At 70.9% G+C, this 23,204-nt stretch carries 26 protein-coding genes; 9 read left to right on the forward strand and 17 right to left on the reverse strand.

Annotation, left to right across the window (positions count from 1 at the left end):
• The first annotated feature begins 19 nt into the window (after nucleotides 1–19).
• Together ACFOVU_RS14185 and ACFOVU_RS14190 are read left to right on the forward strand one after the other, a co-directional pair.
• On the forward strand, nucleotides 20–1,135 hold the full coding sequence (locus ACFOVU_RS14185; protein ID WP_378533718.1) for a glycosyltransferase family 4 protein: 1,116 nt from the start codon (nucleotides 20–22) through the stop codon (nucleotides 1,133–1,135).
• 80 nt (nucleotides 1,136–1,215) lie between these two features.
• Nucleotides 1,216–2,361, forward strand: coding sequence for a cystathionine gamma-synthase (locus ACFOVU_RS14190; protein WP_378533720.1), 1,146 nt, complete (start codon nucleotides 1,216–1,218; stop codon nucleotides 2,359–2,361).
• 32 nt (nucleotides 2,362–2,393) lie between these two features.
• On the opposite strand, the gene ACFOVU_RS14195 is transcribed toward ACFOVU_RS14190, so the two are convergent.
• From ACFOVU_RS14195 to ACFOVU_RS14205, 3 genes are read right to left on the reverse strand one after another with little or no spacing between them, the layout of a single operon-like run.
• Nucleotides 2,394–2,561, reverse strand: coding sequence for a DUF397 domain-containing protein (locus ACFOVU_RS14195; protein WP_378533722.1), 168 nt, complete (start codon nucleotides 2,559–2,561; stop codon nucleotides 2,394–2,396).
• Nucleotides 2,562–2,574: 13 nt separating this feature from the next.
• Entirely contained in the window at nucleotides 2,575–2,751 is a 177-nt protein-coding gene (locus ACFOVU_RS14200; protein WP_378533724.1) for a DUF397 domain-containing protein, read from the reverse strand.
• On the reverse strand, nucleotides 2,744–2,938 hold the full coding sequence (locus tag ACFOVU_RS14205) for a DUF397 domain-containing protein (protein WP_378533726.1): 195 nt from the start codon (nucleotides 2,936–2,938) through the stop codon (nucleotides 2,744–2,746). The genes ACFOVU_RS14200 and ACFOVU_RS14205 overlap by 8 nt, the downstream gene beginning before the upstream one ends.
• Nucleotides 2,939–3,303: 365 nt before the next feature.
• Here ACFOVU_RS14205 and ACFOVU_RS14210 point away from each other — a divergent pair, with 365 nt between their 5' ends.
• Both ACFOVU_RS14210 and ACFOVU_RS14215 read left to right on the forward strand, forming a co-directional pair.
• Nucleotides 3,304–3,741 (forward strand): ATP-binding protein, encoded by a 438-nt coding sequence (locus ACFOVU_RS14210; protein ID WP_378533728.1) that lies wholly within the window; start codon nucleotides 3,304–3,306, stop codon nucleotides 3,739–3,741.
• A gap of 114 nt (nucleotides 3,742–3,855) precedes the next feature.
• The gene (locus tag ACFOVU_RS14215) at nucleotides 3,856–4,815 is read left to right on the forward strand and encodes a nucleoside hydrolase (RefSeq protein ID WP_378533730.1); all 960 of its coding nucleotides are present in this window, start codon (nucleotides 3,856–3,858) and stop codon (nucleotides 4,813–4,815) included.
• 122 nt (nucleotides 4,816–4,937) lie between these two features.
• On the opposite strand, the gene ACFOVU_RS14220 is transcribed toward ACFOVU_RS14215, so the two are convergent.
• From ACFOVU_RS14220 to ACFOVU_RS14235, 4 genes are all read right to left on the reverse strand, one after another.
• Nucleotides 4,938–6,848, reverse strand: a complete 1,911-nt coding sequence (locus tag ACFOVU_RS14220; RefSeq protein WP_378533732.1) for a zeta toxin family protein — start codon at nucleotides 6,846–6,848, stop codon at nucleotides 4,938–4,940.
• Between the two features lie 3 nt (nucleotides 6,849–6,851).
• A complete protein-coding gene (locus tag ACFOVU_RS14225; protein WP_378533734.1) occupies nucleotides 6,852–7,154 on the reverse strand; it encodes a hypothetical protein in 303 nt (100 codons plus the stop codon).
• Nucleotides 7,155–7,257: 103 nt separating this feature from the next.
• The gene (locus ACFOVU_RS14230; RefSeq protein WP_378533736.1) at nucleotides 7,258–9,258 is read right to left on the reverse strand and encodes a hypothetical protein; all 2,001 of its coding nucleotides are present in this window, start codon (nucleotides 9,256–9,258) and stop codon (nucleotides 7,258–7,260) included.
• A gap of 44 nt (nucleotides 9,259–9,302) precedes the next feature.
• Nucleotides 9,303–10,730, reverse strand: coding sequence for a sigma 54-interacting transcriptional regulator (locus ACFOVU_RS14235; RefSeq protein ID WP_378533738.1), 1,428 nt, complete (start codon nucleotides 10,728–10,730; stop codon nucleotides 9,303–9,305).
• 171 nt (nucleotides 10,731–10,901) lie between these two features.
• On the opposite strand from ACFOVU_RS14235, the gene ACFOVU_RS14240 reads away from it, so the two are divergent.
• Nucleotides 10,902–12,062, forward strand: a complete 1,161-nt coding sequence (locus tag ACFOVU_RS14240; RefSeq protein ID WP_378533740.1) for an FIST signal transduction protein — start codon at nucleotides 10,902–10,904, stop codon at nucleotides 12,060–12,062.
• 103 nt (nucleotides 12,063–12,165) lie between these two features.
• Complete coding sequence (locus tag ACFOVU_RS14245; RefSeq protein ID WP_378533742.1) at nucleotides 12,166–12,720, forward strand: SMI1/KNR4 family protein; 555 nt, start codon at nucleotides 12,166–12,168, stop codon at nucleotides 12,718–12,720.
• A gap of 63 nt (nucleotides 12,721–12,783) precedes the next feature.
• On the opposite strand, the gene ACFOVU_RS14250 is transcribed toward ACFOVU_RS14245, so the two are convergent.
• The 5 genes from ACFOVU_RS14250 to ACFOVU_RS14270 all read right to left on the reverse strand — a co-directional run bounded on the left by ACFOVU_RS14250 (nucleotide 12,784) and on the right by ACFOVU_RS14270 (nucleotide 16,088).
• Nucleotides 12,784–13,353, reverse strand: coding sequence for an RDD family protein (locus ACFOVU_RS14250; protein ID WP_378533744.1), 570 nt, complete (start codon nucleotides 13,351–13,353; stop codon nucleotides 12,784–12,786).
• Between the two features lie 107 nt (nucleotides 13,354–13,460).
• Complete coding sequence (locus ACFOVU_RS14255) at nucleotides 13,461–14,015, reverse strand: RDD family protein (RefSeq protein ID WP_378533746.1); 555 nt, start codon at nucleotides 14,013–14,015, stop codon at nucleotides 13,461–13,463.
• A 69-nt stretch (nucleotides 14,016–14,084) separates the two neighbouring features.
• Complete coding sequence (locus ACFOVU_RS14260; protein WP_378533748.1) at nucleotides 14,085–14,750, reverse strand: RDD family protein; 666 nt, start codon at nucleotides 14,748–14,750, stop codon at nucleotides 14,085–14,087.
• Between the two features lie 191 nt (nucleotides 14,751–14,941).
• A complete protein-coding gene (gene greA, locus ACFOVU_RS14265; protein ID WP_378533750.1) occupies nucleotides 14,942–15,439 on the reverse strand; it encodes a transcription elongation factor GreA in 498 nt (165 codons plus the stop codon).
• A 235-nt stretch (nucleotides 15,440–15,674) separates the two neighbouring features.
• On the reverse strand, nucleotides 15,675–16,088 hold the full coding sequence (locus ACFOVU_RS14270; RefSeq protein WP_378533752.1) for a DUF4307 domain-containing protein: 414 nt from the start codon (nucleotides 16,086–16,088) through the stop codon (nucleotides 15,675–15,677).
• 161 nt (nucleotides 16,089–16,249) lie between these two features.
• On the opposite strand from ACFOVU_RS14270, the gene mca reads away from it, so the two are divergent.
• Complete coding sequence (gene mca / locus ACFOVU_RS14275; protein ID WP_378533754.1) at nucleotides 16,250–17,128, forward strand: mycothiol conjugate amidase Mca; 879 nt, start codon at nucleotides 16,250–16,252, stop codon at nucleotides 17,126–17,128.
• The gene (locus ACFOVU_RS14280) at nucleotides 17,125–17,355 is read left to right on the forward strand and encodes a hypothetical protein (RefSeq protein WP_378533756.1); all 231 of its coding nucleotides are present in this window, start codon (nucleotides 17,125–17,127) and stop codon (nucleotides 17,353–17,355) included. Before mca ends, ACFOVU_RS14280 begins: the two co-directional genes overlap by 4 nt.
• A gap of 135 nt (nucleotides 17,356–17,490) precedes the next feature.
• On the opposite strand, the gene ACFOVU_RS14285 is transcribed toward ACFOVU_RS14280, so the two are convergent.
• The 5 genes from ACFOVU_RS14285 to ACFOVU_RS14305 form a co-directional block, all read right to left on the reverse strand.
• A complete protein-coding gene (locus ACFOVU_RS14285; RefSeq protein ID WP_378533758.1) occupies nucleotides 17,491–17,892 on the reverse strand; it encodes a PIN domain nuclease in 402 nt (133 codons plus the stop codon).
• Nucleotides 17,889–18,137, reverse strand: a complete 249-nt coding sequence (locus ACFOVU_RS14290) for a type II toxin-antitoxin system VapB family antitoxin (protein WP_378533760.1) — start codon at nucleotides 18,135–18,137, stop codon at nucleotides 17,889–17,891. Before ACFOVU_RS14290 ends, ACFOVU_RS14285 begins: the two co-directional genes overlap by 4 nt.
• Nucleotides 18,138–18,357: 220 nt before the next feature.
• A complete protein-coding gene (locus ACFOVU_RS14295) occupies nucleotides 18,358–19,431 on the reverse strand; it encodes a hypothetical protein (protein ID WP_378533762.1) in 1,074 nt (357 codons plus the stop codon).
• A gap of 57 nt (nucleotides 19,432–19,488) precedes the next feature.
• Nucleotides 19,489–19,764 carry a maleylpyruvate isomerase N-terminal domain-containing protein gene (locus tag ACFOVU_RS14300; RefSeq protein WP_378533764.1) on the reverse strand — a complete coding sequence of 92 codons (276 nt, stop codon included), beginning with the start codon at nucleotides 19,762–19,764 and terminating at the stop codon, nucleotides 19,489–19,491.
• Between the two features lie 244 nt (nucleotides 19,765–20,008).
• Nucleotides 20,009–20,941: a helix-turn-helix domain-containing protein gene (locus ACFOVU_RS14305; RefSeq protein WP_378533766.1), complete on the reverse strand. Its 933-nt coding sequence runs from the start codon at nucleotides 20,939–20,941 to the stop codon at nucleotides 20,009–20,011.
• Nucleotides 20,942–21,123: 182 nt separating this feature from the next.
• On the opposite strand from ACFOVU_RS14305, the gene ACFOVU_RS14310 reads away from it, so the two are divergent.
• Nucleotides 21,124–23,112: a thioredoxin domain-containing protein gene (locus ACFOVU_RS14310; RefSeq protein WP_378533768.1), complete on the forward strand. Its 1,989-nt coding sequence runs from the start codon at nucleotides 21,124–21,126 to the stop codon at nucleotides 23,110–23,112.
• The last annotated feature ends 92 nt before the right edge of the window (nucleotides 23,113–23,204 follow it).

A 23,204-nucleotide genomic window follows, 5' to 3' on the forward strand; every position in this document is an offset into this window, starting at 1 on the left:
GGGGGGAGGGGCGGCGGCGATGCGGATCACGCTGATCGGCCCGGCCCACCCCTACAAGGGGGGCGGGGCGCGGCACACCACCGAACTCGCGCACCGGCTTGCGGCGCGCGGCCACGACGTCGTCATCGAGTCCTGGCGGGCGCAGTACCCGGCGGCCCTGTACCCGGGGCGGCAGACCATCGACGTGCCCGAGGCCGACCTGTTCGCGGGCACCCGGCACGACCTGGCGTGGTACCGGCCCGACGGGTGGCACCGCATCGGGCGGCGGGCGGGGCGCGGCGCCGACCTGGTGGTCGTGACCGTGTTCTCGCCGGTGCAGGTGGTGCCCTACCTCGGGATCCTCGGCGGGGTCGGGGGGCGGGCGCGCACGGTCGCCCTCTGCCACAACGTGCTGCCGCACGAGCGGCGCGCCGTCGACGTGGCGCTCACCCGGGCCCTCCTACGCCGCGTCGGCACCGTCCTCACCCACTCCCCGGCACAGGCGCGCCTGGCCGGCGCCCTGGTCCGGGGGACCGGGACGGAGGTGCGCACGGCGGCCCTGCCGCCCCACCTGCCGGATATGGGAGGGGCCGCCAAGGGAGGGGGAGCCCGGAGCGAGGGGGCGGCAAGGGAACCCGTCCGTGACCACCTGCTCTTCTTCGGCATCGTGCGTCCCTACAAGGGGGTCGACGTCCTTCTGCGTGCGCTGGCCGCCGGAGCACCGCCCTCGGTCACGCTGACGGTCGCCGGGGAGGTCTGGGGCGGATCCGAGGGGCTGCGGTCGCTCGCCGCCGAGCTGGGGATCGCCGACCGGGTGGAATTCCGCGAGGGCTACGTCGCCTCGTCGGACCTGCCGGAGCTGTTCGGCGCCGCCGACGCGCTCGTCCTGCCCTACCGGTCGGCGACCGCCACGCAGAACGTCTGGCTCGCCCACGAGCACGGCCTCCCGGTGATCGCCACCCGAGCGGGCACCCTGGCCGGCCAGGTCCGCGACGGCATCGACGGCCTCCTGTGCACCCCGGGCGACCCCGGCGACCTCGCACGGGCGCTCGCGGACTTCTACACCGAGGGAACCCCCGAGCGCCTGCGGGCGAGCGTGCGCCCGGTGGACCCGGGCCCGTACTGGGACACCTACATCGACGCACTGACGACCTGAGAGGAGGGGCGACCGGGAGGCGCGGGGCCCGTCAAGGGAACCGACCCGTCGGCCTCAACGACGCCATTAGTGTGGGGCGCATGACGTTCGACGGGTTTGAGACGCTGGCCATTCACGCCGGTCAGGAGGCCGACGCCGAGACGGGCGCGGTCGTTGTCCCCATCTACCAGACGAGCACCTACGCCCAGGACGGTGTCGGCGGCCTGCGCGGCGGGTTCGAGTACTCCCGCACCGCCAATCCCACCCGCGTCGCTCTGGAGGAGTGCCTGGCGGCCCTGGAGTCCGGGATCCGCGGGCTGGCGTTCGCGTCGGGCATGGCGGCCGAGGACACCCTGCTGCGCACGGTGCTCAACCCCGGCGACCACGTGATCATCCCCGGCGACGCCTACGGCGGCACGTTCCGGCTGTTCGCCAAGGTGCTGGAGCGGTGGGGGGTGCGCTGGGAGGCGGTGCCGCAGTCCGACCTCGCCGCGGTGCGCGCGGCGGTGCGGCCCGAGACCGCGCTGATCTGGACCGAGACCCCCACCAACCCGCTGCTGAACATCACCGACATCGAGGCACTGGCCGAGATCGCCCACGACGCGGGCGCGCTGCTCGTGGTCGACAACACCTTCGCCTCGCCCTACCTCCAGCAGCCGCTGCCGCTCGGCGCCGACGTCGTCGTCCACTCCACCACCAAGTACCTGGGCGGGCACTCCGACGTGGTGGGCGGCGCCCTCGTCGTCGCCGACCCTGAGCTGGGGGAGCGGCTGGCGTTCCACCAGAACACCATGGGCGCGGTGGCGGGGCCGTTCGACGCGTGGCTGACCCTGCGGGGGATCAAGACGCTGGGCGTGCGGATGGACCGGCACAGCGCGAACGCGGAGCGCATCGTGGCGGAACTGGAGGGCCACCCCGCGGTAGCGGAGGTCTTCTACCCGGGCCTCGCCGACCACCCGGGCCACAAGGTCGCCGAACGCCAGATGCGCGCCTTCGGGGGCATGGTCTCCTTCCGCCTGACGGGCGGCGAGCCCGCAGCGCTGCGCGTGTGCGAGCAGACCAGGGTCTTCACCCTGGGGGAGTCGCTGGGCGGAGTCGAGTCGCTGATCGAACACCCGGGCCGCATGACCCACGCCTCGACAGCCGGCTCCCCATTGGAGGTCCCGGCGGACCTGGTCCGCCTCTCGGTAGGCATCGAATCGGCCGACGACCTGGTGGCGGACCTCAGGGCGGCCCTGGAGCCGTGAGGAACCGGCGGGGCNNNCCCCCCCGTCGGCTGTCAGAGAGCGTCGATGTCGTCGAGAAGAGCCCGCCACTCGCCGAAGGGGAAGGCGAGGGTGGCCAGGCCCCGGTTCTGGGTGTCCCGCATGAAGATGGTCCGTCCTTCGGCGACCTCGACGCAGTCGCCTCCGTTGCCGTCGCTGTAGCTGGACTTATGCCAGGTCACTTCATATATCCCTTCAGCTGAGCTCGCGGATGTCGGCGATCAACGCCCACCATTCACGCGCAGGGAAGGCCAGGGCACCGCGTTCCTGGTTCTGACTGTCACGTACGAGGGTGACGCACCCTTCCGACACTTCGACACAAGAGCCGCTGGAACCGCTGTAACTCGACGTGTGCCAGGCCTTGTCAATCATCGATCGAGAACCCGTCGATTTCGGCGAGCAGAGCCCGCCACTCGCTGGAGGGGAAGGCGAGGGTGGCGAGGTCCCGGTTCTGTGTGTCGCGGACGAAGGTCGTGCGGCCCTCAGCCACTTCGATGCAGTTGCCACCGTTGCCGTCGCTGTAGCTTGACTTGTGCCAGTCGTTGCGTGCATAGCTCACGACAAGTCTCCCTAGCGGACTTGTTTCCCAGATTTATCCATCGGGGGTCGCTCTTCAACTTGACAGTCCAGCATAGCCTCTTGCCTGGCATCGACATTTATCGATTTTCTCGTGCGCATGAGTGCAAGGTCTAGAGGATCGTCACCCCGAACGTCGCGCAATGTTGTCCTCAGGGAAGAGGCGGAGTCAAGTCGGGGAACCCTGCTCTGCGGTCCTCCAGCGGCACAAATCGACGAGGACCACGAAGACGAGCATTATCGGTACGCAATCCCGATCGGGATATCTCCGACGGCACCGAGCGCGGCGGTTCGCCCCTATCTGTCCGAAACCGAATGCCGGCGCTCGTACATCGTCATGGGGCGGTGATGGGGATGTCCTATACGCGTGAATTCCCCGGATGGGCCGAGCGGGTCCGCGAGGCTCGCATCTGGGCCGACCAGGTCATGGCCGTCCACTCCGGATACGCCATCCCGGACGACACGGCCGCCGCTGCCGTCCTGTGCCTGTCGGAAGCGGTGACCAACAGTCTGCGCTACTCGGCTTCCGGCCGCGGCGGCGTCTTCAAGGTGACAATCAAGCTGGACCGCCGCCGGGCAACCTTCGAGGTAGACGACGAAGGGTGTCCCGCCGGCGGGACGCTTCCCTTCATCCGTCCCCTCACCCCCATGGCCCAGCACGGGCGCGGTCTTGCGCTGATCGACCACTTCGCCGACTCCTGGGCACCCCTCGCCCACCCGCGCACCGGCGTCACCTTCACGCTCACCTGGCAGCGCACCTCTGCCAGAGCAGCCGAAGCCTCCTGAACCCCCGCGTGCCGGTGCCTCCACCGAGGAGAGGAAGGCACCGGCACGCGGACCAGTGTCTTGGGGCCGTGCTAAACCGGATGATCGACGGTTCCGCTCCACCGAAGGGACACCGTGGGCGACACACGCGACGAGAGCTCCGACGAACTGCGCCGCATCCCACTGATCATCGACACCGACATCGGTGGCGACGCCGACGACGCGCTGGCGGTGACGATCGCCGCTCGCTGTGTCCCGGACCTGGCACTGGTGGTCACCACCGACGAGACGGGCCCAGATCACGGGCCGCGACAACGTGCCCGGTTCGCCCGCCACCTGCTGGACGCCATCGGCAGGCACGAAGTGCCCGTCGTGGCGGGCGCCTGCTTGGGGGAAACGCGGTACTACTGCGTGGACAGCCTGGTCCCGGCCGACGTCCCCGACCAGAAGACCGACGTCGTCGGCGCGGTGCGCGCGGTCGCCGCGGCTCATCCGGGACCGATCCGCTGGGTCGGCATGGGGCCGATGACGAACCTCGCCCGGGTGGTCGAGGAGGCGCCGGAGGCCGCGGCGCGGCTACGGGTGACCCAGATGGGCGGCGCCCTGCGCTACCGCGACCCGGAACGCGCCGAGCACAACTTCCGCCTGGACGTCCCCGCGGTGCACGCGGTGTTCGCGGCCGTCGCCGAAGGCCGGCTGCCGCCCCCGGAGTTCGTCACCTCAGAGGTCACCTTCGTGCCGGCCATCAAGGTGACCCCGGATCACCCCGTCACCCGGCGCCTCGCCGCCCCGGACGCACCGCCCTGGGCCCACCTGCTCCACGCCCACCTGGACCGCTGGTTCGCCGGATCCGGCGGCTTCCGGATCCCCGGCACCCTCCAACACGACGGCCTTACCCTGAGCGCCGCCTTGGGACTGCCCTACGTGGACTCCACGCCCATGCCGCTCGCCGTCGACGCCATCGGCCGCACCACCGAATCCCCCGACGGAACCGTCGTCCAAGTCAGCGTCAGTGCCCGCTACCAGGCGTTCATGACCTGGCTGGAAACCAACCTCGACCCCGCCGCCATCCCCTCAGGCCCCTTCATGTCGTGACCCGGGAGGGGGCCGATGAAGCCGTCCGGCGTTGGTCAGATGGCGTGCGCTTCCACCTTGCGGCCTTCCGGGGCCGGTCACCACGTGCCGCCCTTCATTCCGGAATCGAGCCCGGTTGCCGGTCACCGACCGAGTTCGGGGCCGGGGTCGCGCCTTTGATCACGAAAGTGTTCGGGCGGGGGTTTCCTGCCGGCGGGTGGAGCGGGTTTCTGGGCGAGGGAGGCCCTGCCCTGCATGAGATTGGCGACGCGCAGGGCCTCGTTGGTCCTCATCCTGCCTGCTCCGATCGCAGGTTCGGCCCGGCTATCGAGGTCGGCGAGCCTGTCGGGCCAGTCGGGTCCCAGCGCGGCCTTCACTTCCGGATCACGCTGGTTCTTCATCGAGTTCTGCTTGGTGAGGAAGTCAGTGATGTCGCCTTCGGTCCACGTCTCGCGCCCGCTCACCAGAGCTTCGTGTAAGGCGGGGGCGGTGCTCCAGCGGCCGGAGGAGCCCAAGGTGTTCTCGTATCGGGGGGCCGCCTCACCGCGGCGGAAGAGTCGTACTCTGTCAGCCAGATGATCGCGGTCGATCAGGGCAGCGATCTCTTCGACGTCCTCATAGGATCGATCGGCACTGCTTCCGATGGCCGCAAGCTCGGGGTCCTTGGTGGTCGCGCGTTCGTGATCGCGCCAGGCCGTCTCCTGATCCCCGCCGACCTTGGGCACGCCCATTAACACGGCCTCGACCCGAAAGCCCGCGTCCTGGTAAGCGCGCATCGTGGCGGCGGTGGCCTGGGGGTCCTGCGGCGTCGTATGGACGATCGCGCCGGTGTCTCTCTCACGGTCGGCAGCCGCCGACCCTCGGAGGCTCTCCTCGGCCCCGGGCTGTGCGATGAGGAACACGGCAGAGGGCGCCTCGCCTTCATCCGACCCTGGATCGTCGATCGCATTGGAAGTTCCCATGGCCGCGATGAATTCGGTCTGCTTCGCGGTATCCGCCGCATAGAAGTCGGCCGGAGTGCGAGGGAGGTCGGCGTTGGGCGCTCCTCGCCGGGCGGCGGTGAATACGGTCTTCTGCACGGCCTGCCACCGCGTGTGCTGCTCCAGTGCGGCGGGATCATGGGTGTACGCGACGGAGGCGACTCGGTCGGCGTCCTGATGCAGCCGCAGCATCGTGGGAGCGGTGGTGGCGTTCAGCTCCTCGCGCTCAAGAAGCTTTTGGGCGTGTTTCCAGTAGGAGGACAGCCACTGTTGTGCCTCGGACTGGTCGAAGGGGACCCGGCCCTCATTGCGTATGCTTCGAAGCGCCTCTGACGCGCGACGCGGGTCGCCCCTCCAATCGCCGGTGCCGGGATCGCGGACATTGTCGTAGAGGTGGTCGCCACTGCGATCGGTGATGATGATGCGCTTGACCGCCGGGCTGGCTTCGAGCGTGTCGAGTGTTCCAGGGAGATTGTCGTACGCCAGGTCATGAGGTTCCGTACCGGACCAGCGTCCCTCGCCTGGGGGCTGTGCAAGGTAGCGTCCGACCAAGTCGATCCGACTGCGCATGTCATTGACCGCAAGAGCCACGACTTCGGATGAGAAGCCCTTGTGGAGCTTGTGAGGTGCTGTGCCGGGCTCAGGCTCGGTTGCGAGACGTTCGGCGATGCCGAGGGGCTTCCCGGCCTTGATGAAGGTGCCTTCGATTACCAGTGAATGGCCTTGCTGGTAAGCGTATTTCTCACACAAGTCGGTCCATGCGCGCATGGCCTGGGCGGTGAGCCGAGGCATGTCATGGGGTCGCTCGGCCATGATCTTTTTGAACTTGGGGTGATACCGGCGGAACTCATCCGGCTGAATCTCAACGATTCCCTTGTGGCGCGTGGTGATCGTTCTCATCGCCGTCGATTTACCGGCGGCCAGTTGGCCGCCCAACAGGACCACGGTCGATGGCGTTTTGGTGGGGGAAGAAGTTCCTGAAGCCTCAACTTCTCCGAATACAAAGTCCTTGACATCAGAGTCGAATAGGGCCTTTAGCGTCTCCGTGTCGACGTCATAGGAATCGTCCGTCACTGGTTAGACGCCCCGCAACGCGTCGCGTTCTTGCTCCAGTCGCCGGACTTCAGTGATTAGCGCCTCTCGGTCATCGGGATCGACGTTTCGTTTGGCTTGCCGTACTTTGATTGCCTTCGCCTTGGCGTCCGACTTGATAGCAGGGTCGTCGGTCTCGACAGAGATCTGTATGTATTCCCCGATGACGTCGGTGGCGACATCGCTAAGAACGTCATAGATCACCGCATTCGGTGTCTCAGGGTCGAACGAGATGCGCCCCTTCGGCTTTCGCTCCGCAGGGGTGGAGTCATCGGCGTCGTCTGTCATGGTGGCGTCCTTGCTGTCATGTTCGCGCCAGGGGTCGCGTTCGGTTGACTCTGGATATCCTCGTCCGGCCTGGTCCGCCGTCTGTAACGCCGCCTAGAGGTTGCTACCCCGCCCTCCTGCGGCGGGATAGGAAGTCGCGGACCACGTAGCCGCCCAACCGGTTGGTGTCCGGGCGGACGACTCTGCCGCCGTTGCGGCGGGCTACCTCGTCGACAAAGCGCTCTAGGCGGGGGTCGTCGGCGAGGAGGAAGATGTTGAGGGCCGCTCCGCGGCGGGTCATGCGGTCGACCTCGGCGAGGGTGGCGGTGGTGGTGTCCTGGGATGGCGGCCAGGCGAAGGTGGCCTCGCCGGTGCGGCCGAGGTGGGCCGTCGGCTCGCCGTCGGTGACGATGAGGACGATGGGCTCGAAGTCGGAGTGCCGGTCGAGGTGGCGGCCGGCGAGCATCAGGGCGTGCTGGAGGTTGGTGCCCTGCACCGGCTCCCACGTGAGCTCGGCGAGCCCCGATGGGGGGAGTTCGCGGGCGTAGTCGCTGAACCCGATGATCTGCACCGCGTCCTGCGGGAACCGGGTGGTGACCAGGGAGTGGAGCGCCATCGCGGTCTGCTTGGCGCTGCCCCACAGGTCGCGCAGGGCCATCGAATACGACAGGTCGACGAGCAGGCACACGGCCGCGGCGTCGCGCCGCTCGGTCTCGGCGACCTCGAAGTCCTCGGGCGCCATCCGGATGGCGCGGCCCGAGCCCACCCCGTCGCCCCCAGGCTCTACCCCGCCGCCCCCGGGCTCCACCGCGCCGCGCGCGATCGCGTTGGCCAGGGTCCGTACGACGTCCAGCGGCTGTTCGTCGCCGAACTCCCACGGCCGGGCGGCCCCTGTGGGCTCGCCGGAGGACCCGGCCGCGGCCTGGGCGTGCGAGCCCGGCCGCCCGTGCTGGGCGGTGTCGGTGAACACCTCGCGCAGCGCGGTCTCGCCGAGCCGGCGCACCGCCTTGGGGGTGAGCCGCATCTTGTTGCGGGCGCCCTCCAGGTACCCCTGGTCGCGCAGCTCGCGTTCGAGCGCCCGCAGCCGGGCGAGGTCGTCGACCGCCGGCCGGCCCAGGGCGCGGCGCACGGCGTCCTCGTCGATGTCGTCGAGCCCCGCCCCCGCATACCCCTGCCCGAGCGCCGCCTCCAGCTCGGCGAGGTCGGCGAGGTCCTGCACGGCGCTCGTGGCGTCGCCCATGCCCAGCCCCTCGGGGCCGTCGATGTCCTCGCCCCCCGACCACGCGAGGTCGGGACGGCGCGACCGCAGCGCCCCGGCGAGCCGGTCGAGCGCGTCGCCCATCCCGGCCTCGGCGGTGGCCTGCTGCATCAGCGAGCTCAGCTCGGCCCGCTGCTCCGGGGTGAGCGAGTCCATCATCCGCTGCGCCGCGGCGGACCGCCGCGCCAGGGTGTCGACCAGCTCCTCGAGGTTGCGCGGGCGCGGCTCCTCGGGGAAGAAGTCGCCGTAGGCGTCCATGAACCGGTCGAAGTCGGCCTGGGTGTGCTCGCCCCGCTGGTCGGCGTCGAGCATGTCGTTGAGGGCGTCGATCATTTCCCGCACCCGCCGCATGTCCTCGGGCGAGCCGTCCTGCAACGCCTGCTTCATGCCGCGGAACTGGGTGTCGAGGACTTCGCGCCGGAGCAGGTCGCGCAGCTCGGCGAAGGAGCGGGCGGCGTCGGCCGACCGCCACTGGTAGTCGGAGAGGCGGCGCACGGCGGCGGCGGTGACGGCGGGCAGCGAGTCGAGCTCGGTCTCGCGCAGGCGGGCGTCGTCGGAGGGGTCGGGGAACAGCTCGGCCCGCTCCTGGCCGATGGCGCGGTCCAGCAGCGACCGCACCTGGTCCAGGGTGCCGTCGAGCCGGCCCTGCGACCGGAGCCGCTCGCGGCGCTCGCGCGCCCGGCGCAGGAGGTCGTCGAGCCCGCTGATGCCCTGGGTGCCGCGGCGCAGCAGGTCGCGCAGCGCCCGCAGCGGCTTGGTGCCGGCCATGATGTCGCGGCCCAGCTCGTCGAGCGCCGCGCGGACGTCGTAGGGCGGCGCCAGGGGGTCGGGTCCATCGTGAAATTCGCCGTACCGGAAACGGTCCATCGGGGTCTGCCCTCCCCTGGCGTCGATGTCGTGTGGCCGCCGGGTCAGGTCCGGTAGACGGTGCGGTCGTCCACGGTGTCCTTGGACAGCCGCCGGTTGAGGTACAGGCCCTCCAGCGCGAACTCCACCGCCGAGGCCGCGAAGCCGGGGGTCTCGCCCGCGCCCTCCTCGGGCGACAGCCGGGCGATGAGGTCGGCGAGGCCAGGCAGCGGCCCGACCCCCTGCAACAGTTCGGCGGACGCCACCAGCTCGCCCGACTCCACCGTTCCGCCATCGGCGAACAGGTCGGTCAGCGCCGTGAGGTCGGCGCCGCCCAGGGTCTGCCGGAAGGTCTCGGCCGTGGCCCGGCGCAGCAGGTGCGCCAGGACCTCGCCCTCGCGCCCTTCCTCGCCGACCTCGAACTCCACCTTCCCCTGAAGGGTGTCGACGATCGGCGGGAGGTCGCACACCCGCGCCACCGCGTGCTCCTCGCCGCTGAGCGCCGCGCGGCGCACGGCCGATGCGGCGGCGGTCTCGATCCCGGCGATGGCGAACCGCGCGGACACCCCGGAGCGGTCGTCGACCGACGCGGAGTCGCGCACCAGCCGGGTGAAGCGGGCGACGATGTCGATGAGGTACCCCGGCACCGTGGGCCCGGCGGCGAGGTCGGCCTCCTGGCGGATCAGCGCGACCTCGTGGTCGAGGGCGGGCGGGTAGTGGGTGCGGATCTCGGCGCCGAAGCGGTCCTTGAGCGGGGTGATGATCCGGCCGCGGTTGGTGTAGTCCTCGGGGTTGGCGCTGGCGACGAGCAGCACGTCAAGCGGCAGCCGCAGCGCGTACCCGCGGATCTGGACGTCGCGCTCCTCGAGCACGTTGAGCAGGGCGACCTGGATGCGCGCGGCGAGGTCGGGCAGCTCGTTGAGGCAGAACACCCCACGGTTGGACCGCGGCACCAGCCCGTAGTGCACGGTTTCGGGATCGCCGAGGCTGCGGCCCTCGGCCAGGCGCACGGGGTCGATGTCGCCGATGAGGTCGCCCACGCCGGTGTCGGGGGTGGCGAGCTTCTCGCCGTAGCGGTCATCGCGATGCCACCAGGTGACGGCGAGCCCGTCGCCCTCTTCGTCGGCGAGGCGGCGGCAGCGCGCGCACACCGGCGCGTAGGGGTGGTCGTTGATCGGGCAGCCCGCGACCACCGGTGTCCACTCGTCGAGCAGGCCGGCGATGGTGCGGATCAGCCGGGTCTTGCCCTGGCCGCGCTCGCCCAGGAGGACGGAGTCGTGGCCGGCGAGCAGCGCGCGCTCCAACCGGGGCAGCACCGTGTGGTCGAAGCCGACGATGCCCGGGAAGCGCGGTTCGCCGGAGCGCATGCGGGCCAGCAGGTTCGCGCGGACCTCGGCTTTGACGGTGCGGTGCGTGTGTCCTGAGGCGCGCAGGGCGCCCAGGGTGGTCGGGAGGCGGGTGGGGGGCGTGTGGCCGGATGTCGGGGCAGGCACAGGGTTGAGTCTATGCACCCTCCGCGATTTGGCCAGTGGCGAAGCGCACACCTGTGGACGGTTCTCACGTCGACGTGAAAAATGCCGGGATCCGGGAAGGTTCACCCGTCAAGGGAAGGGAGTAGGGTCCAGGCAAGATCGAGTCCGTGGGCGAGGCGGGGGTGGCGACGGGTGGCCAGGTTCGGTGACGCGCTGGCGACAGGCGCGGACCTCGTGAGCGCGGCCGAAAGAGCGGTGCTCCAGGCCTTGAGCCCTCTCGACGGCGACGCCGATCTCATCTGCTTCTTCGTCTGCGGCGCCGACCCCGAAGAGGTCACCCTCGCCGGCGAGCGTGTAATGGCCCACGCGGGCGAGGCGCTGTCCATCGGGTGCAGCGCCACCGGCGTGATCGGCGGCGGGCGCGGCGTCGAGGGCCAGGGCGCGGTCAGCGTCTGGGCGGCGCGGATGCCCGATGTCACTCTGACCCCCTTCCGGCTCGACGTTGTCCCCGAGGGCGACCACCTCGCCGTTGTGGGCATGACCGAGCCCGAGCCCACCGACCAGGTCGCGCTGCTGCTCGCCAACCCCTACGAGTTCCCCGCGCAGTCCTTTGTCGAGCGCTCCACCGACGCGCTGGGCGGTCTGCCCCTGATCGGCGGCCTGGCCGACGGCATGCGCGGGCAGGAGTCCGTGCGGCTGTTCTTCGAGGGCGGGGTCGCCGACGCCGGCGCCGTCGGCCTGCTGCTCGGCGGTCCGGGCATCGTGGGCACGGCGGTGAGCCAGGGCTGCCGGCCGATCGGCCCGGCCATGGCGGTCACCAAGGCCGAAGGCAACATGATCGTGGAGCTGGCGGGCGTCTCCGCCTACGAGAGGCTCGAATCCCTGGTCAACGCCCTGCCCCCGGAGGAGCAGGAGCTCGCCGCGGTGGGCCTGCACATCGGCATCGCCATGGACGAATACGCCGACCGGCACGAGCGCGGGGACTTCCTGGTGCGCTCCATCGTCGCCGCCGACCCCGAGATGGGCGCGCTGACCATCGGCGACATGGTGGAGGTCGGCCAGACCGTCCGCTTCCAGGTGCGCGACCAGGAGAGCGCGAGCTCCGACCTGCTGGACCGGCTCCAGAGCTTCGACGCCGACGCCGCCGGGCGCACCGCCGCGGCCCTGCTGTTCTCGTGCAACGGGCGGGGCGCGGCCATGTTCGACGCCCCCGAGCACGACGTCCGCTCCGTGCAGCGGACCCTCGGCGCCGACACGGTCGGCGGCTTCTTCGCCGCCGGTGAGATCGGCCCGGTCGCCGGACGCAACCACGTGCACAGCTTCACCGCCTGCCTGCTGGCCTTCGAGGGGTGACCGGCGGGGCCGTCCTGCCCTCGATCGAGGGGTGTGGGCTGTCGGCACCGCACCCTATCCTTGCGCTCGCAATGACGCCCCGACCGTAAGAACAGGACCCCCCATGAGTGACGGCGTTACGGCCAAGCGGAGACCCTCCTCACCTGAGGAGTGGAGCGCCTATCTTCGCGTGTACAGCAAGATCTACCTCCGCGACGTCGACGAGGAAGACCCCCACGTCACGGATGAGCAGCTGGAGACGCGCTGGATGGGCCGTGAGCCCGCAACAGAGGAGGCCGTCGCGGCGGCCGAACGGCGGCTCGGCGTGCGGTTCCCGCCGAGCCTGCGCGGCTTCCTGCTCACCAGCGACGGCTGGCTCGGCGTCGGCGGGTGGGTCGACCGCGTCTACGGGTGCGCGGAGATCGGCTGGATGCGCGAGAGCGCCGCCGGGAGCGATTTTCCCCGGCTCTACCGCGATATGGACAATCCGGACTATGCGGAGTTGTTCGAACGCGTCGTGGAGGTCGCCTCCGGCGAGGACTTCTGGCTGCTCGATCCCACACAGCCGGGGCCGGACGGCGAGTGGCCCGCCTACCTGTTCGAGCCCAAGTACGGCGAGCTCGAGGAGTTCCCCGACTTCGCGGCGCTCTTCGACGAAAGCCGCGACGACCTGGACTGACGGACAGCCCACCCATCCGGGCGGGCCTGCTGCGGGAGCGCGGGGCGGACGTCCCCGCTCCCGTCAGCGCACGACGACGACGGTCGCCGAGGCCTTGTCATGCAGCGCCGTGCCGCCCTTGTCGGCGTCGAGGGCCACGAGGCAGTCGACCAGGTTGATGAGGTGGCCGAAGCACGGCAGTGACTGCGGGAGCCCGTAGATCGCCGCGCGGCCCACGGCCTGCCCCTGGGTGATGGGCCCGCCGTCGTAGGCGCGGACGACCTGGATGCCCAGCAGCATTTTGCCGGGCGTGCGCCCGCGGCCGACGTGGAACACCCAGTCGTAAAGGAACTGGGACAGCCCCCAGCCGAACAGGAACAGCCAGGCCCACGCCTCGTAGTACTCGTCCGTCAGGTCGGTTCCGTTGGGGTTGTCGATCGCGGAGACGAACGACGCCACGATGAAGAACAGGAAGCAGAAGGCGGCCAGGATGAAGCCGTCGATCAGGCGGGCCACCACGCGCGTTCCGAAGCGCGCGCGGATCCGGCCCTCGGGGATGGGGTCGCGCTTGGAGGCGTCGAACCCGGGGTCGGGACCGGGGCCGGGGTAGGGGGGCGGTCCGCCGGGCTGTGGAGGGTACCAGGGCTGACTCACCCGGCGATTGTGTCACTTACCCACGGATCGGCCGAATCGGACATCAGGGTGGAAACATCTCCGGCGGGCCGCCGTTCGCGCTTCGCGCAGGCCGTGGCCTCCGGGCCTCAGACCCTGATCACGAGCGTGTCGCCGGCCTTGTCGTGGATCGTCTGGCGCCGGCCGTCCCATAGGGGCCAGAGGACGTCGATGAATCCGACGCAGGTCTGGGCGAAGACGACGTAGACGACCTCCCGGAGGAACGAGCGCACCTTGGTGGGCGGACGCCCTGTCTCGCGCGAGATCACCTTGATCCCCAGCCACCGCTTGGCCGGGGTCTGCCCGCTGCGGGCGTGCGGCAGCCACCGGTAGCAGAAGGCCGCCGCCAGGCCGAGCAGGATCGAGGGGATGAACAGGACGAGGAAGATCGGCGGCATCTCCGCGCCGGCGTCGAACGATCCGGGCGCCACGAGGTAGGTGACCCCGAACGCGACCGCCGCCCCGGCTCCTGCGACCGCCAGGTACACGAGGGCGATCAGCACGCCGTCGATCAGGTACGCGGCGGCCCGGCGCCCCCAGCCCGCCAGGGGCTCCCCGCCGGGGGCCACAGCGGTACCCGGCGGATACCCGGGGACCGCGGGAACGGGCGGTCGGGGCGGGGGAGGGTACGGGGGCAGGCTCATGGGGCGATTGTGGCACGCCCGGTCTCCGGCGCGGCGGCGGACGGCAGGACCGGGGCCCGTTGCCTGCGGCTACACCGCGGCCTGGGCGTGCGGCGCGGCCGGAGGCGGGAGCACCGTGACCACCACGGTCGAGCCCACCTTGTCGTGGATGGTCTGCCGCTGGTCGTCCCACAGGGGCCACAGGATGTCCAGCAGGCCGATGACGCTGATCTGCCCGAGGACGGCGTACAACAGTTCACGCAGGAACGAGCGCCCCTTGGTGGGCGGCAGCCCGGTTTCGAGCGACACCACCTGGATCTTCATCCAGCGCTTTCCGGGTGTCTGGCCGGTCCGGGCGTGGTGGAGCCACCGGTAGCAGAGGCCGAACGCGAAGGCGGCGAGGAACGACACGATGCTGCCGATGATGAAGAGGACGGGCGGCCGCTCGGCGAACCCCACCGGGTCGATGAGGTAGGCCAGCCCGGCCGAACCCCCCATCCCGACAGCGAGGATGGCGAGGATCACGAGGAAGACGATGAGGGCGTCGAGCAGCGCGGCGCCGGCGCGCGACGGCCAGTCCGCCAAGAGCCGGCCGTGGGGTGACATCGGCGGTCCCGGCGGTGCGTAGCCGGTGTAGGGGCCGTACCCGGGCGCCGCGGCGTACCCCGGTGCGTGACCGTATTCGGGTTGGCCCCCATATCCGTATTGGGGCTGGCCGTAGCCGGCCTGGGGGTCGTTCCACGCGGGGGTGCTCATTGGGTCTCTTCTTCTCTGTGGCGGTCGGGCCCGAAGGGGCGGGCACCACCCATTCTCGGGCGCGGTGACCTGGCGGTCCAGCCCGGGGCCGCCTCCGGCCGTCCGGCCCGGCACGAGGAGGCATCGGCCCGCCCCGCACAACGCGGAAGGGGTGGCTCCCGGCCACCCCTTCCGCGTCGTGTTGGGAGGGGTTATGCCCCGTAAGGTACGGCGTCGATGATCTCCACCCCTAGGCTGCGCCCGTTGGGCAGCTGGTAGCTGGTGGAATCGCCGATCTTCTTGCCGTTGATGGCACTGCCGAGCGGCGACTTGGGGGAGTAGACGTCGATCGGCGCCCCGCTCTCCTCGCGCGATGCGAGCAGGAAGGTCACCTCTTCGTCGTCGCCTTCGAACTTGATCGTCACGGTCATCCCCGGGCCGACGACCCCGGCCTTGCGCGGCGCCTCACCGACCCGCGCGTTGCGCAGGATGGTCTGGAGCTGGACGATCCGGGCCTCGATCTTGCCCTGTTCCTCCTTGGCGGCGTGGTAGCCGCCGTTCTCCTTGAGGTCGCCCTCCTCGCGGGCGGCTTCGATCTTCTCGGCGATCTCGATGCGACCAGGTCCCGTCAGGTGCTCCAGCTCCGCATTGAGCCGGTCATACGCCTCCTGGGTCAGCCAGGTGACGTTGTCATCGCGGGTCTCGGTCACGGGAACTCCCTCGGTGCGTCTAGTGCCCGCGGCCATCAGGCGGCCGCGGATGAACTTACGAGAATATCACCGAGCCCTTTTGACGGTACTGCCATGAAACCCGGTCCTCCCAGGCCGGACGCCCTGTGGGCGCGGGCGTGGCGGGGGCCGGGCTGCGGTGGCGGCCGTCGGGCTGCGGTACGTGGCGGTAGGGGGAGGGCCCTTGTCGGGCCCGGGCTCGGCTGGACTTCCGGAACTACTTTGTCGAACCTTGTTCCCTGCACGAGGCCACTTGTACCGCCGAAGCCTCACGAATCGTCTCTACGGATGTCGTGACGTCCTGGATGCCCGCCTCGACCTCGACGCTCGTCTGGCCGACCTCGACGTGCTGGGCGTCGGTCGCGGTCACCAGGCACTCGACCGGCTCGCGGCTGTTGACCTGGAAGGTGATGGTGGCCTCGGCGTCGGAGAGCACCCGCCAGGCGACCGTCTGCATGGAGACGCCGCCCGCCCCGCCGTAGCTCAGCAGCGCCGACCCCCAGCCGATGGCGACGACACCGGCGACCAGGACGCCGATGATGAAGATGACCGGCTTGTTCCCGTGGCGGCGCTTCGCGCCCGGCGCCTGCTCCACGACGGGGGGCGGGACATCGGAAGGGCTCTCGGGCATGCGGGAATCTCCGAACGTGGTGGCTATGTTGTCTAAGATAGCTCCGTCCCGAGCGACCGCCGTTCCACCCCCGACCCTGTGGATGAGCCCAGGCAGGCGGCGCGGCGCTGACGCCGGAGCGGTCGAGTGCACATCCGTGACTATCCAAGGGGATCTGTCCGTTGTCCGAGCGCTTGCGGCTGATGGCCGTGCATGCCCACCCCGATGACGAATCCAGCAAGGGCGCAGCCACCATGGTGCGCTACGTGAGCGAAGGCGCCGACGTGCTCGTCGTCACGCTGACCGGCGGCGAGGCCGGGTCGATCCTCAACCCCGCGATGGACCGGCCCGAGATCCTGGAGAACATCGCCGAGGTCCGCCGCAAGGAGATGGACGCCGCCCGCCGGATCCTGGGCGTCCGCCAGGAGTTCAGCGGCTTCGTCGACTCCGGCCTGCCCGAGGGCGACCCGCTGCCCCCGCTGCCCGACGGCTGCTTCGCCGTCCAGCCCCTCGACATCGCCTCGGAGCCGCTGGTCCGCTCGGTGCGGTCGTTCCGGCCGCACGTCATGCTCACCTACGACGAGCAGGGCGGCTACCCCCACCCTGACCACATCATGACCCACAAGGTCTCCGTCGAGGCGTTCGAGGCCGCGGGCGACCCCGAGCGCTACCCCGGCACCGGCGAGCCCTGGCAGCCCCTCAAGCTCTACTACCACGTGTCCTTCACGCGCGAGCGGTTCGACGCGATCGCCGCCCTGCTGGAGGAGCGCGACCTGGAGAACCCCTACGCCGAGTGGATCGAGCGGATGGGGGACCGTGAGCCCCCCAAGTGGGAGATCACCACCCGGGTCCGCTGCGACGAGCACTTCGAGACCCGCGACCGCGCCCTCATCGCCCACGCCACCCAGATCGACCCCAACGGCTTCTGGTTCGCCGTCCCCATGGACATCCAGCGCGAGGCGTGGCCCACCGAGGACTACCACCTCGCCCGCTCGGTGATCGACACCGAGCTCCCTGAGGACGACCTCTTCGCGGGTATCCGCGAGACGGTGAGAGCATGAGTGGTATGAACGCCGCTCTCGTCCTCGCCAACGCCGAGATCGCGACCGACACCGTGACCCCGGGGGTCCTGGGGTTCATAGTCGTCGCGCTCATCGGCTACGCCCTCTATCTGCTGATGAAGAACATGGGCAAGCACCTGGCCGCCGTGAAGGAACGCGATTTCGACGGTGCGGGCACCGGCACCACCACGGCCGCCGCCACCGGCACCGACACCCGCGACGAGTGAGGACCGGCGGACCGCACGCCGCCGTGTCCCCGTCGCGGGCCCGCCCGCCCGCAACCGAGCCCCGGCACCGGGTTCCCGCCCCGGCCGGGGCTCCGTGGCGTCCGCGCCGGCCACCCACTGGGGCGGAGGGGCGCTTCAGCCTGTGAGCATCGTCGTGGGTTGCCCGGTATGCCGTGCGACCGTCTCGAAGTCACGGTCGCAGTGCAGCAGGCTGAGCCCTGACAGTTCGGCGACCGCGGCGACGAGAAGGTCGACCGGACCGGCGCTGCGGTGCTCGCCGTGATCGACAAGGGCCTGCTGGCCCTGGAGCGCTCGGCGGAAGGTGGTGTCCGGGATCGGAGCCCAGGCGTAGAAGCCGCTCAGGTACTGGTGCATCTGTTTGTGGTGCGCAGATGACCGTGCCGAGCGCAGGACCTCGATCTCTGTGATCTCGCACATGCCGACGAGCCCGGCGTCCAGCGCTTCGCCCCAGCCCCAGGTGTCCGCGCCGTGTTGCAAAAAGCGAGCCACCACTGAAGTGTCCGCCAGGTACTTCACGCAGCCCCACCCTGGTCGTCAACGGCGGTGGGGCCAGGGCGATACACGGCCTTGTCCGTCAGAGCGTCGAGGTCCAGGGCTTCGGCGGCGATGCCTTCTGCGGCCATGCGTGCTTCGTGGCGCTTGACACGGTCGCTGACCTCGCGCAGGGCCCGGTTGATGGTGTCCTTCTTCGTCTTGGTGCCGAACACATCCTGTGCTATGGCGAGTGCGTCTTCGTCGATCTCGACCAGCGTTTTGCCCATGAGGCCTCCCCGTGTGTATATCCAAAATCTATCATGGATATATAGAGTGATGGCCTGCGGCGGGTGCGCATCGGCGGTCAGAACCGCTCCGCCGTCTCGTGCTCCGTCGCGCGCGCACGGAAGTGCGGTAGCCCCCGGGAGAGGGAGCCACCGCACGAGCCGGCTCCGGGACGACCCGCGGGAGGGGCGCCCGCAGGTCGTCCGGGGAACGGCCTCAGGCTCAGCCGGTCGCGACCGGGGTCAGGGTGAACCCGTCGTTGGGCTGGCCCGCGAGGAGGTCGGCCAGGCCGCCGCTGAGCGCGTAGGTGTCCCCGTCCGGTCCCGCGGTCACGTCGCTGGTGACGGGGTCCTCGACGGTACCGGTGGCCTCCACCGTGGCCTCGGTCCAGCCGTCGCCGGGCTCCACACGCTGGATCTGAGCGGGCTCACCGGAGAGCAGGCCGCTGCTGACCGCCGCGAGCGAGCCGTCCTCGAGTACCCGCACGCCGGCCATGGGGGCCGTCAGGGGCTCGGAGAGCTCCACCGGCTGCGCCTCCTCGGGGCTGTCGACGGGCACCCGCACCAGGGAGCCGTCGCCCATGCCGATGATCAGCTGGTCGCCCTCCACGTAGTCCACCGTGGACATGCCCACGCCGTCCAGGAAGTCGGGGATGTCCAGCGTGCCTTTGAGCAGGTCGCTCTGGAGGAAGATCTCGGCGCTGCCGTCGGGCGCGACGGCGAACACCGTCGGGGTCAGCTGGTCGACGGCGTAGACGGTGCCGTCGGGCGCCACCGTCACGTCGGCGATCAGGTGCTTCGTGCCGTCCTCGAAGAGCGGTCGCAGGTCGACGCACCAGTCCTGCTCCCCGGTCTCCAGGTCGTAGCTGCCCACACCGGCGTAGCCGAAGGGGTTGTCCTTGTCCGAACGGTCGGAGGTGCCGTAGTCCACATTGCTGACCAGGATGCGGTCGCGCTCGGAGTCGACCTGGACGGCCTGCGCCGACACCAGCAGCGGGTCGTCGATGTGGGTGCGCACCTCTCCGTCCGGGCCGAAGGCGAAGACCTTGCCCTGGCTCAGCGAGCCGGCGTAGAACGTGTCCGACTCCGGGTCGTAGTCCAGCGAGTGCGGGAAGACGTTCGCGCCGTCGACCGCGATGGGGTCGGCCGTGGGCGTGTCCTCCTTGGGCTGCACGGTCGCGGGCTGCTCGGAGCCGGATCCGGCGGGGAGCATGGTCGCGGCCATCGCCGTCCCGGTGGCCACGGCGGCGACGGACACCGCACCGGCGATGACGAACTTCAGCTTCGGCTTCTTCATGGTCCTTGTTCCTCAGGGGTAGTGGGGGTGGCGTGTACTGCGGTCAGCCGTGGGGGGCTACTCGGTGGCGTCGCGTCCGAGCAGGGCGGCCAGCCGGTCGATCGCGGGGGCGCCTTCCGGAGCGGGGTCGGCGTCGAGTGCCGGCAGGGACGGCTCGGCCCCCATCACGACGGTGAAGGTGCGCTGCGCCGTCATCAGGTGGTCGACCAGCTGCCGGACGTTCCAGTCCGTGCAGGGCGTGGGTGCGCTCCACTGCCCGTCCTCCACGGCTTCGACCAGGTGGCCGATGGTGTCGATGACCTCGGTGAAAGCCGTGACGGGTGTGGTGGGCATGGGAAACCTCCAGTGGGAGTGAAAGGGGATGCTCATTCGCCCGCGTGCGGGCACCGGACGGGCGGTGCCGGCGGGCGGGGACACATGGGGGAGCAGGCATGGGTGACCGCGTCATCGGCGGCAGGAGGGCGCGCGTGACGAGACCCGTGGCGCTCCCTGCCGGCCTCGGGCCAGGGGCGCCGGGTTGGTGTTCAGGCGTGGTGCTGTGAGCGGACGGGGGTACTGCGGCGGCCGGACGGCCGGATCAGCGGTGCACGGGCGGGACGCCGCACGCGGGCGTGTCGACGGCGGGGCGGTCGGTCGCGGGCGTGTCCGCAGCGGGCTCGAGGGGCTGGTTGAGCAGCCGTAGTGCCGCCTGGGCGGGGGAGCCGGGCTCCGCCGTCGTCACCACCAGCCGGACCCCCGGCTCCCGGGGCACCGGGATCGAGTGCTGGAGCACGTCCAGCTCCCCGACCATCGGATGGCGCATCCGGTACTCGGCCATGTCCCAGCCGCGCACCCGGTGCTCGGCCCACAGTTTGGCGAACTGCGGGCTGTGCATCGTCAACTCGCCGATGAGGGAGGCCAGCCGGGGGTCGTCCGGATATTCGCCGACCGCCTGCCGCAGCTTGCCCACCACGTCCCGTGCCTTCCTGGGCCAGTCCACGTACAGGTCCCGCGTGTGGGCGTCCAGGAACACCAGCCGGGCGGTGTTGGGCCGCGTGGCCTTGCGATCCGGGCTGTCCGGGGCCAGGTGCCCGGCGAACAGCGCATGCCCGGCGCGGTTCCACCCCAGGACGTCCGAGCGCCGGCCGAGGACGACCACCGGTGAGTCCCCCATGGCGTCCACCAGCTGGCGCACCGCCGGGGTGACGCGCTCGGCGGGGAGCCTGCGGCGGCTCTGCCGGGCGTCACCGGACAGGGTGTGCAGGTGGCGCCGCTCCGCGTCGTCCAGCCGCAGAGCCGCGGCCAGCGCGTCGAGGACCTGCGGCGAGGCGTTGAGCGACTGCCCCTGCTCCAGCCGGATGTAGTAGGCCACGCTGACACCGGCCAGCCGGGCCAGTTCCTCGCGCCGCAGCCCCGGCACCCGGCGCCGGTCGCCGTAGTCCCGCAGCCCCACGTCCGCCGGCTTCAGCTGTGCCCGGCGCGTGGACAGGAACTCGCCGAGGAGGGACTTTCCGTGCGTTGTCTCGTCCATGCGACCGATTATGGTCAGGCCCGCCGGGTTTAGCCTGTCCCTGCGAGTAGCAGACACGGAAGCGGTCCCGCCTCCACACCGGCCTGCGGAGGCACGAAGCGCCCGCGGCCGTCCGGGTCCCGGTTGTCCACAGCCCGTGGATCGGCTGGTGTCAGGCAGGTGCGCTCGGGCAGAGTGGTGGTATGCCCAACCGCCTCGCAGACGCCACCAGCCCCTACCTGCTCCAGCACGCCGGGAACCCCGTCGACTGGCACCCGTGGGACCCCGCGGCGTTCGCCGAGGCGCGCGACCGCGATGTCCCGGTGCTGCTGTCGGTGGGGTACGCGGCCTGCCACTGGTGCCATGTCATGGCCCACGAGTCGTTCGAGGACCCCGCCACCGCCCAGCTCATGAACTCCGCGTTCGTCAACATCAAGGTCGACCGCGAGGAACGCCCCGACATCGACGCCGTCTACATGGAGGCCACCCAGGCCATGACCGGCCAGGGCGGCTGGCCCATGACCGTCTTCCTGACCCCCGACGGCGCCCCGTTCTACTGCGGCACCTATTTCCCCCGCGAGCACTTCCAGCGGCTGCTGATCGGGGTCTCCCGGGCCTGGGGCGAGGAGCGCCACGACGTCGTCGAACAGGGCCGGCGGGTCGTCGACGCCCTCAGCGCCCCCCGCCGCCTGGGCGGCACCGCCGCCCCGGGCGCCGATGCGCTCGACTCCGCCGTCACCGTGCTCGCCCGCGACTACGACTCCGCCCACGGCGGATTCGGCGGCGCCCCGAAGTTCCCGCCGTCCATGCTGCTGTCCTTCCTGCTCGCCCAGCACGCCCGCACGGGCGACCCCCGCAGCCGCGACATGGCCGTCGGCACGGCCGCAGCCATGGCCCGCGGGGGGATGTACGACCAGATCGGCGGCGGCTTCGCCCGCTACTGCGTCGATGCCGAATGGGTCGTCCCGCACTTCGAGAAAATGCTCTACGACAACGCCCTCCTGCTGCGCGCCTATACCCGGCTCTGGCTGGCCACCGGCGACCCCCTGGCGCGGCGGGTGGCCCTGGAGACCGCCGACTGGATGGTCGCCGGGCTGGGCACCGCCGAAGGCGGCTTCGCCTCGGCCCTCGACGCCGACAGCGAGGGCGTGGAGGGGCGGTACTACGTCTGGACCCCTGAACAGCTCGCCGACGTCCTCGGCGCCGACGACGCCGCCTGGGCCGCCCGCCTGTTCGGCGTCACCGAGACCGGCACGTTCGAGCACGGCAGCTCCGTGCTCCAGCTGCCCGCCGACCCCGACGACCCCGCCCGCTACGCACGCGTCCGCGCCGCCCTGCTGGCGGAGCGCGCCACCCGGGTGCCGCCGGCGCGCGACGACAAGGTCGTCGCCGCCTGGAACGGCCTGGCCATCGCCGCGCTGGCCGAATCCGGGGCGCTGTTCGAGCGGCCCGACCTCGTCGAACGCGCCCGCGAGGCCGCCGATCTCCTGGAGCGGGTGCACATCGGCGACGGCCGCATCCTGCGCACCTCCCGCGACGGAGCGGCCGGCACCGGCGCGGGCGTCCTGGAGGACTATGCCGACGTCGCCGAGGGCCTGCTCGCCCTGCACGCGGTCACCGGCGAACCTCAATGGGTCGCCACCGCCGGCTCCCTGCTCGACTCCGTCCTGGACCGCTTCGCCGACGACGACGGCGGGTTCTACGACACCGCAGACGACGCCGAATCACTCTTCACCCGGCCGCAGGACCCCACCGACAACGCCACCCCCTCCGGCCGCTTCGCGGCGGCCGGCGCGCTGCTGGGCTATGCCGGGCTCACCGGGTCGCAGCGCCATCGCGAGGCCGCCGAACGCGCCCTCGCTCCGGTGGAGCCGCTGGCCCGCAAGGCCCCGCGGTTCGCGGGGTGGGGGCTGACCGTCGCCGAATCCCTGCTCGCCGGCCCGCTGGAGATCGCCGTCGTCGGCCCCGAGGGCGACCCCGCCACCGATGCCCTGCACCGCGAGGCGCTGCGCTCGGCCCCGTTCGGCACCGCCATCACCCGGGGGGACGGCCGCGGCCACCACGGGATCCCGCTCCTCGCCGACCGCCCGATGCTCGACGGCGCCCCGGCCGCCTATGTCTGCCGGGGGTTCACCTGCAAGCTCCCCGTCTCCACCCCCGAGGCCCTGCGTGAGCACATAGCAGCCATCTGACCCCGGGGCGGTGGCCGAGGCGGCCCCTGGGCGGGCGAGGGACGGCCGCCGCATCCGGCGGCGCCCCTCCTCGGCCCGGGGAAGCCGCCGCC

It is taken from the genome of Nocardiopsis sediminis (genome assembly GCF_042650565.1).
In the GTDB taxonomy this organism is placed as follows: Bacteria; Actinomycetota; Actinomycetes; order Streptosporangiales; family Streptosporangiaceae; genus Nocardiopsis_B; species Nocardiopsis_B sediminis.

Bases quoted from the DNA above. Each gene is read 5' to 3' on its own strand.
- ACFOVU_RS14280 (WP_378533756.1), top strand. From the start codon at position 17,125: ATGAGTGGTATGAACGCCGCTCTCGTCCTCGCCAACGCCGAGATCGCG.
- ACFOVU_RS14255 (WP_378533746.1), bottom strand. From the start codon at position 14,015: ATGAGCCTGCCCCCGTACCCTCCCCCGCCCCGACCGCCCGTTCCCGCG.
- ACFOVU_RS14185 (WP_378533718.1), top strand. From the start codon at position 20: ATGCGGATCACGCTGATCGGCCCGGCCCACCCCTACAAGGGGGGCGGG.
- ACFOVU_RS14210 (WP_378533728.1), top strand. From the start codon at position 3,304: ATGGGGATGTCCTATACGCGTGAATTCCCCGGATGGGCCGAGCGGGTC.
- ACFOVU_RS14290 (WP_378533760.1), bottom strand. From the start codon at position 18,137: ATGGGCAAAACGCTGGTCGAGATCGACGAAGACGCACTCGCCATAGCA.
- ACFOVU_RS14305 (WP_378533766.1), bottom strand. From the start codon at position 20,941: ATGGACGAGACAACGCACGGAAAGTCCCTCCTCGGCGAGTTCCTGTCC.
- ACFOVU_RS14245 (WP_378533742.1), top strand. From the start codon at position 12,166: ATGAGTGACGGCGTTACGGCCAAGCGGAGACCCTCCTCACCTGAGGAG.
- ACFOVU_RS14295 (WP_378533762.1), bottom strand. From the start codon at position 19,431: ATGAAGAAGCCGAAGCTGAAGTTCGTCATCGCCGGTGCGGTGTCCGTC.
- ACFOVU_RS14190 (WP_378533720.1), top strand. From the start codon at position 1,216: ATGACGTTCGACGGGTTTGAGACGCTGGCCATTCACGCCGGTCAGGAG.
- ACFOVU_RS14270 (WP_378533752.1), bottom strand. From the start codon at position 16,088: ATGCCCGAGAGCCCTTCCGATGTCCCGCCCCCCGTCGTGGAGCAGGCG.
- ACFOVU_RS14260 (WP_378533748.1), bottom strand. From the start codon at position 14,750: ATGAGCACCCCCGCGTGGAACGACCCCCAGGCCGGCTACGGCCAGCCC.
- ACFOVU_RS14300 (WP_378533764.1), bottom strand. From the start codon at position 19,764: ATGCCCACCACACCCGTCACGGCTTTCACCGAGGTCATCGACACCATC.
- ACFOVU_RS14230 (WP_378533736.1), bottom strand. From the start codon at position 9,258: ATGGACCGTTTCCGGTACGGCGAATTTCACGATGGACCCGACCCCCTG.
- ACFOVU_RS14310 (WP_378533768.1), top strand. From the start codon at position 21,124: ATGCCCAACCGCCTCGCAGACGCCACCAGCCCCTACCTGCTCCAGCAC.
- ACFOVU_RS14200 (WP_378533724.1), bottom strand. From the start codon at position 2,751: ATGATTGACAAGGCCTGGCACACGTCGAGTTACAGCGGTTCCAGCGGC.
- ACFOVU_RS14225 (WP_378533734.1), bottom strand. From the start codon at position 7,154: ATGACAGACGACGCCGATGACTCCACCCCTGCGGAGCGAAAGCCGAAG.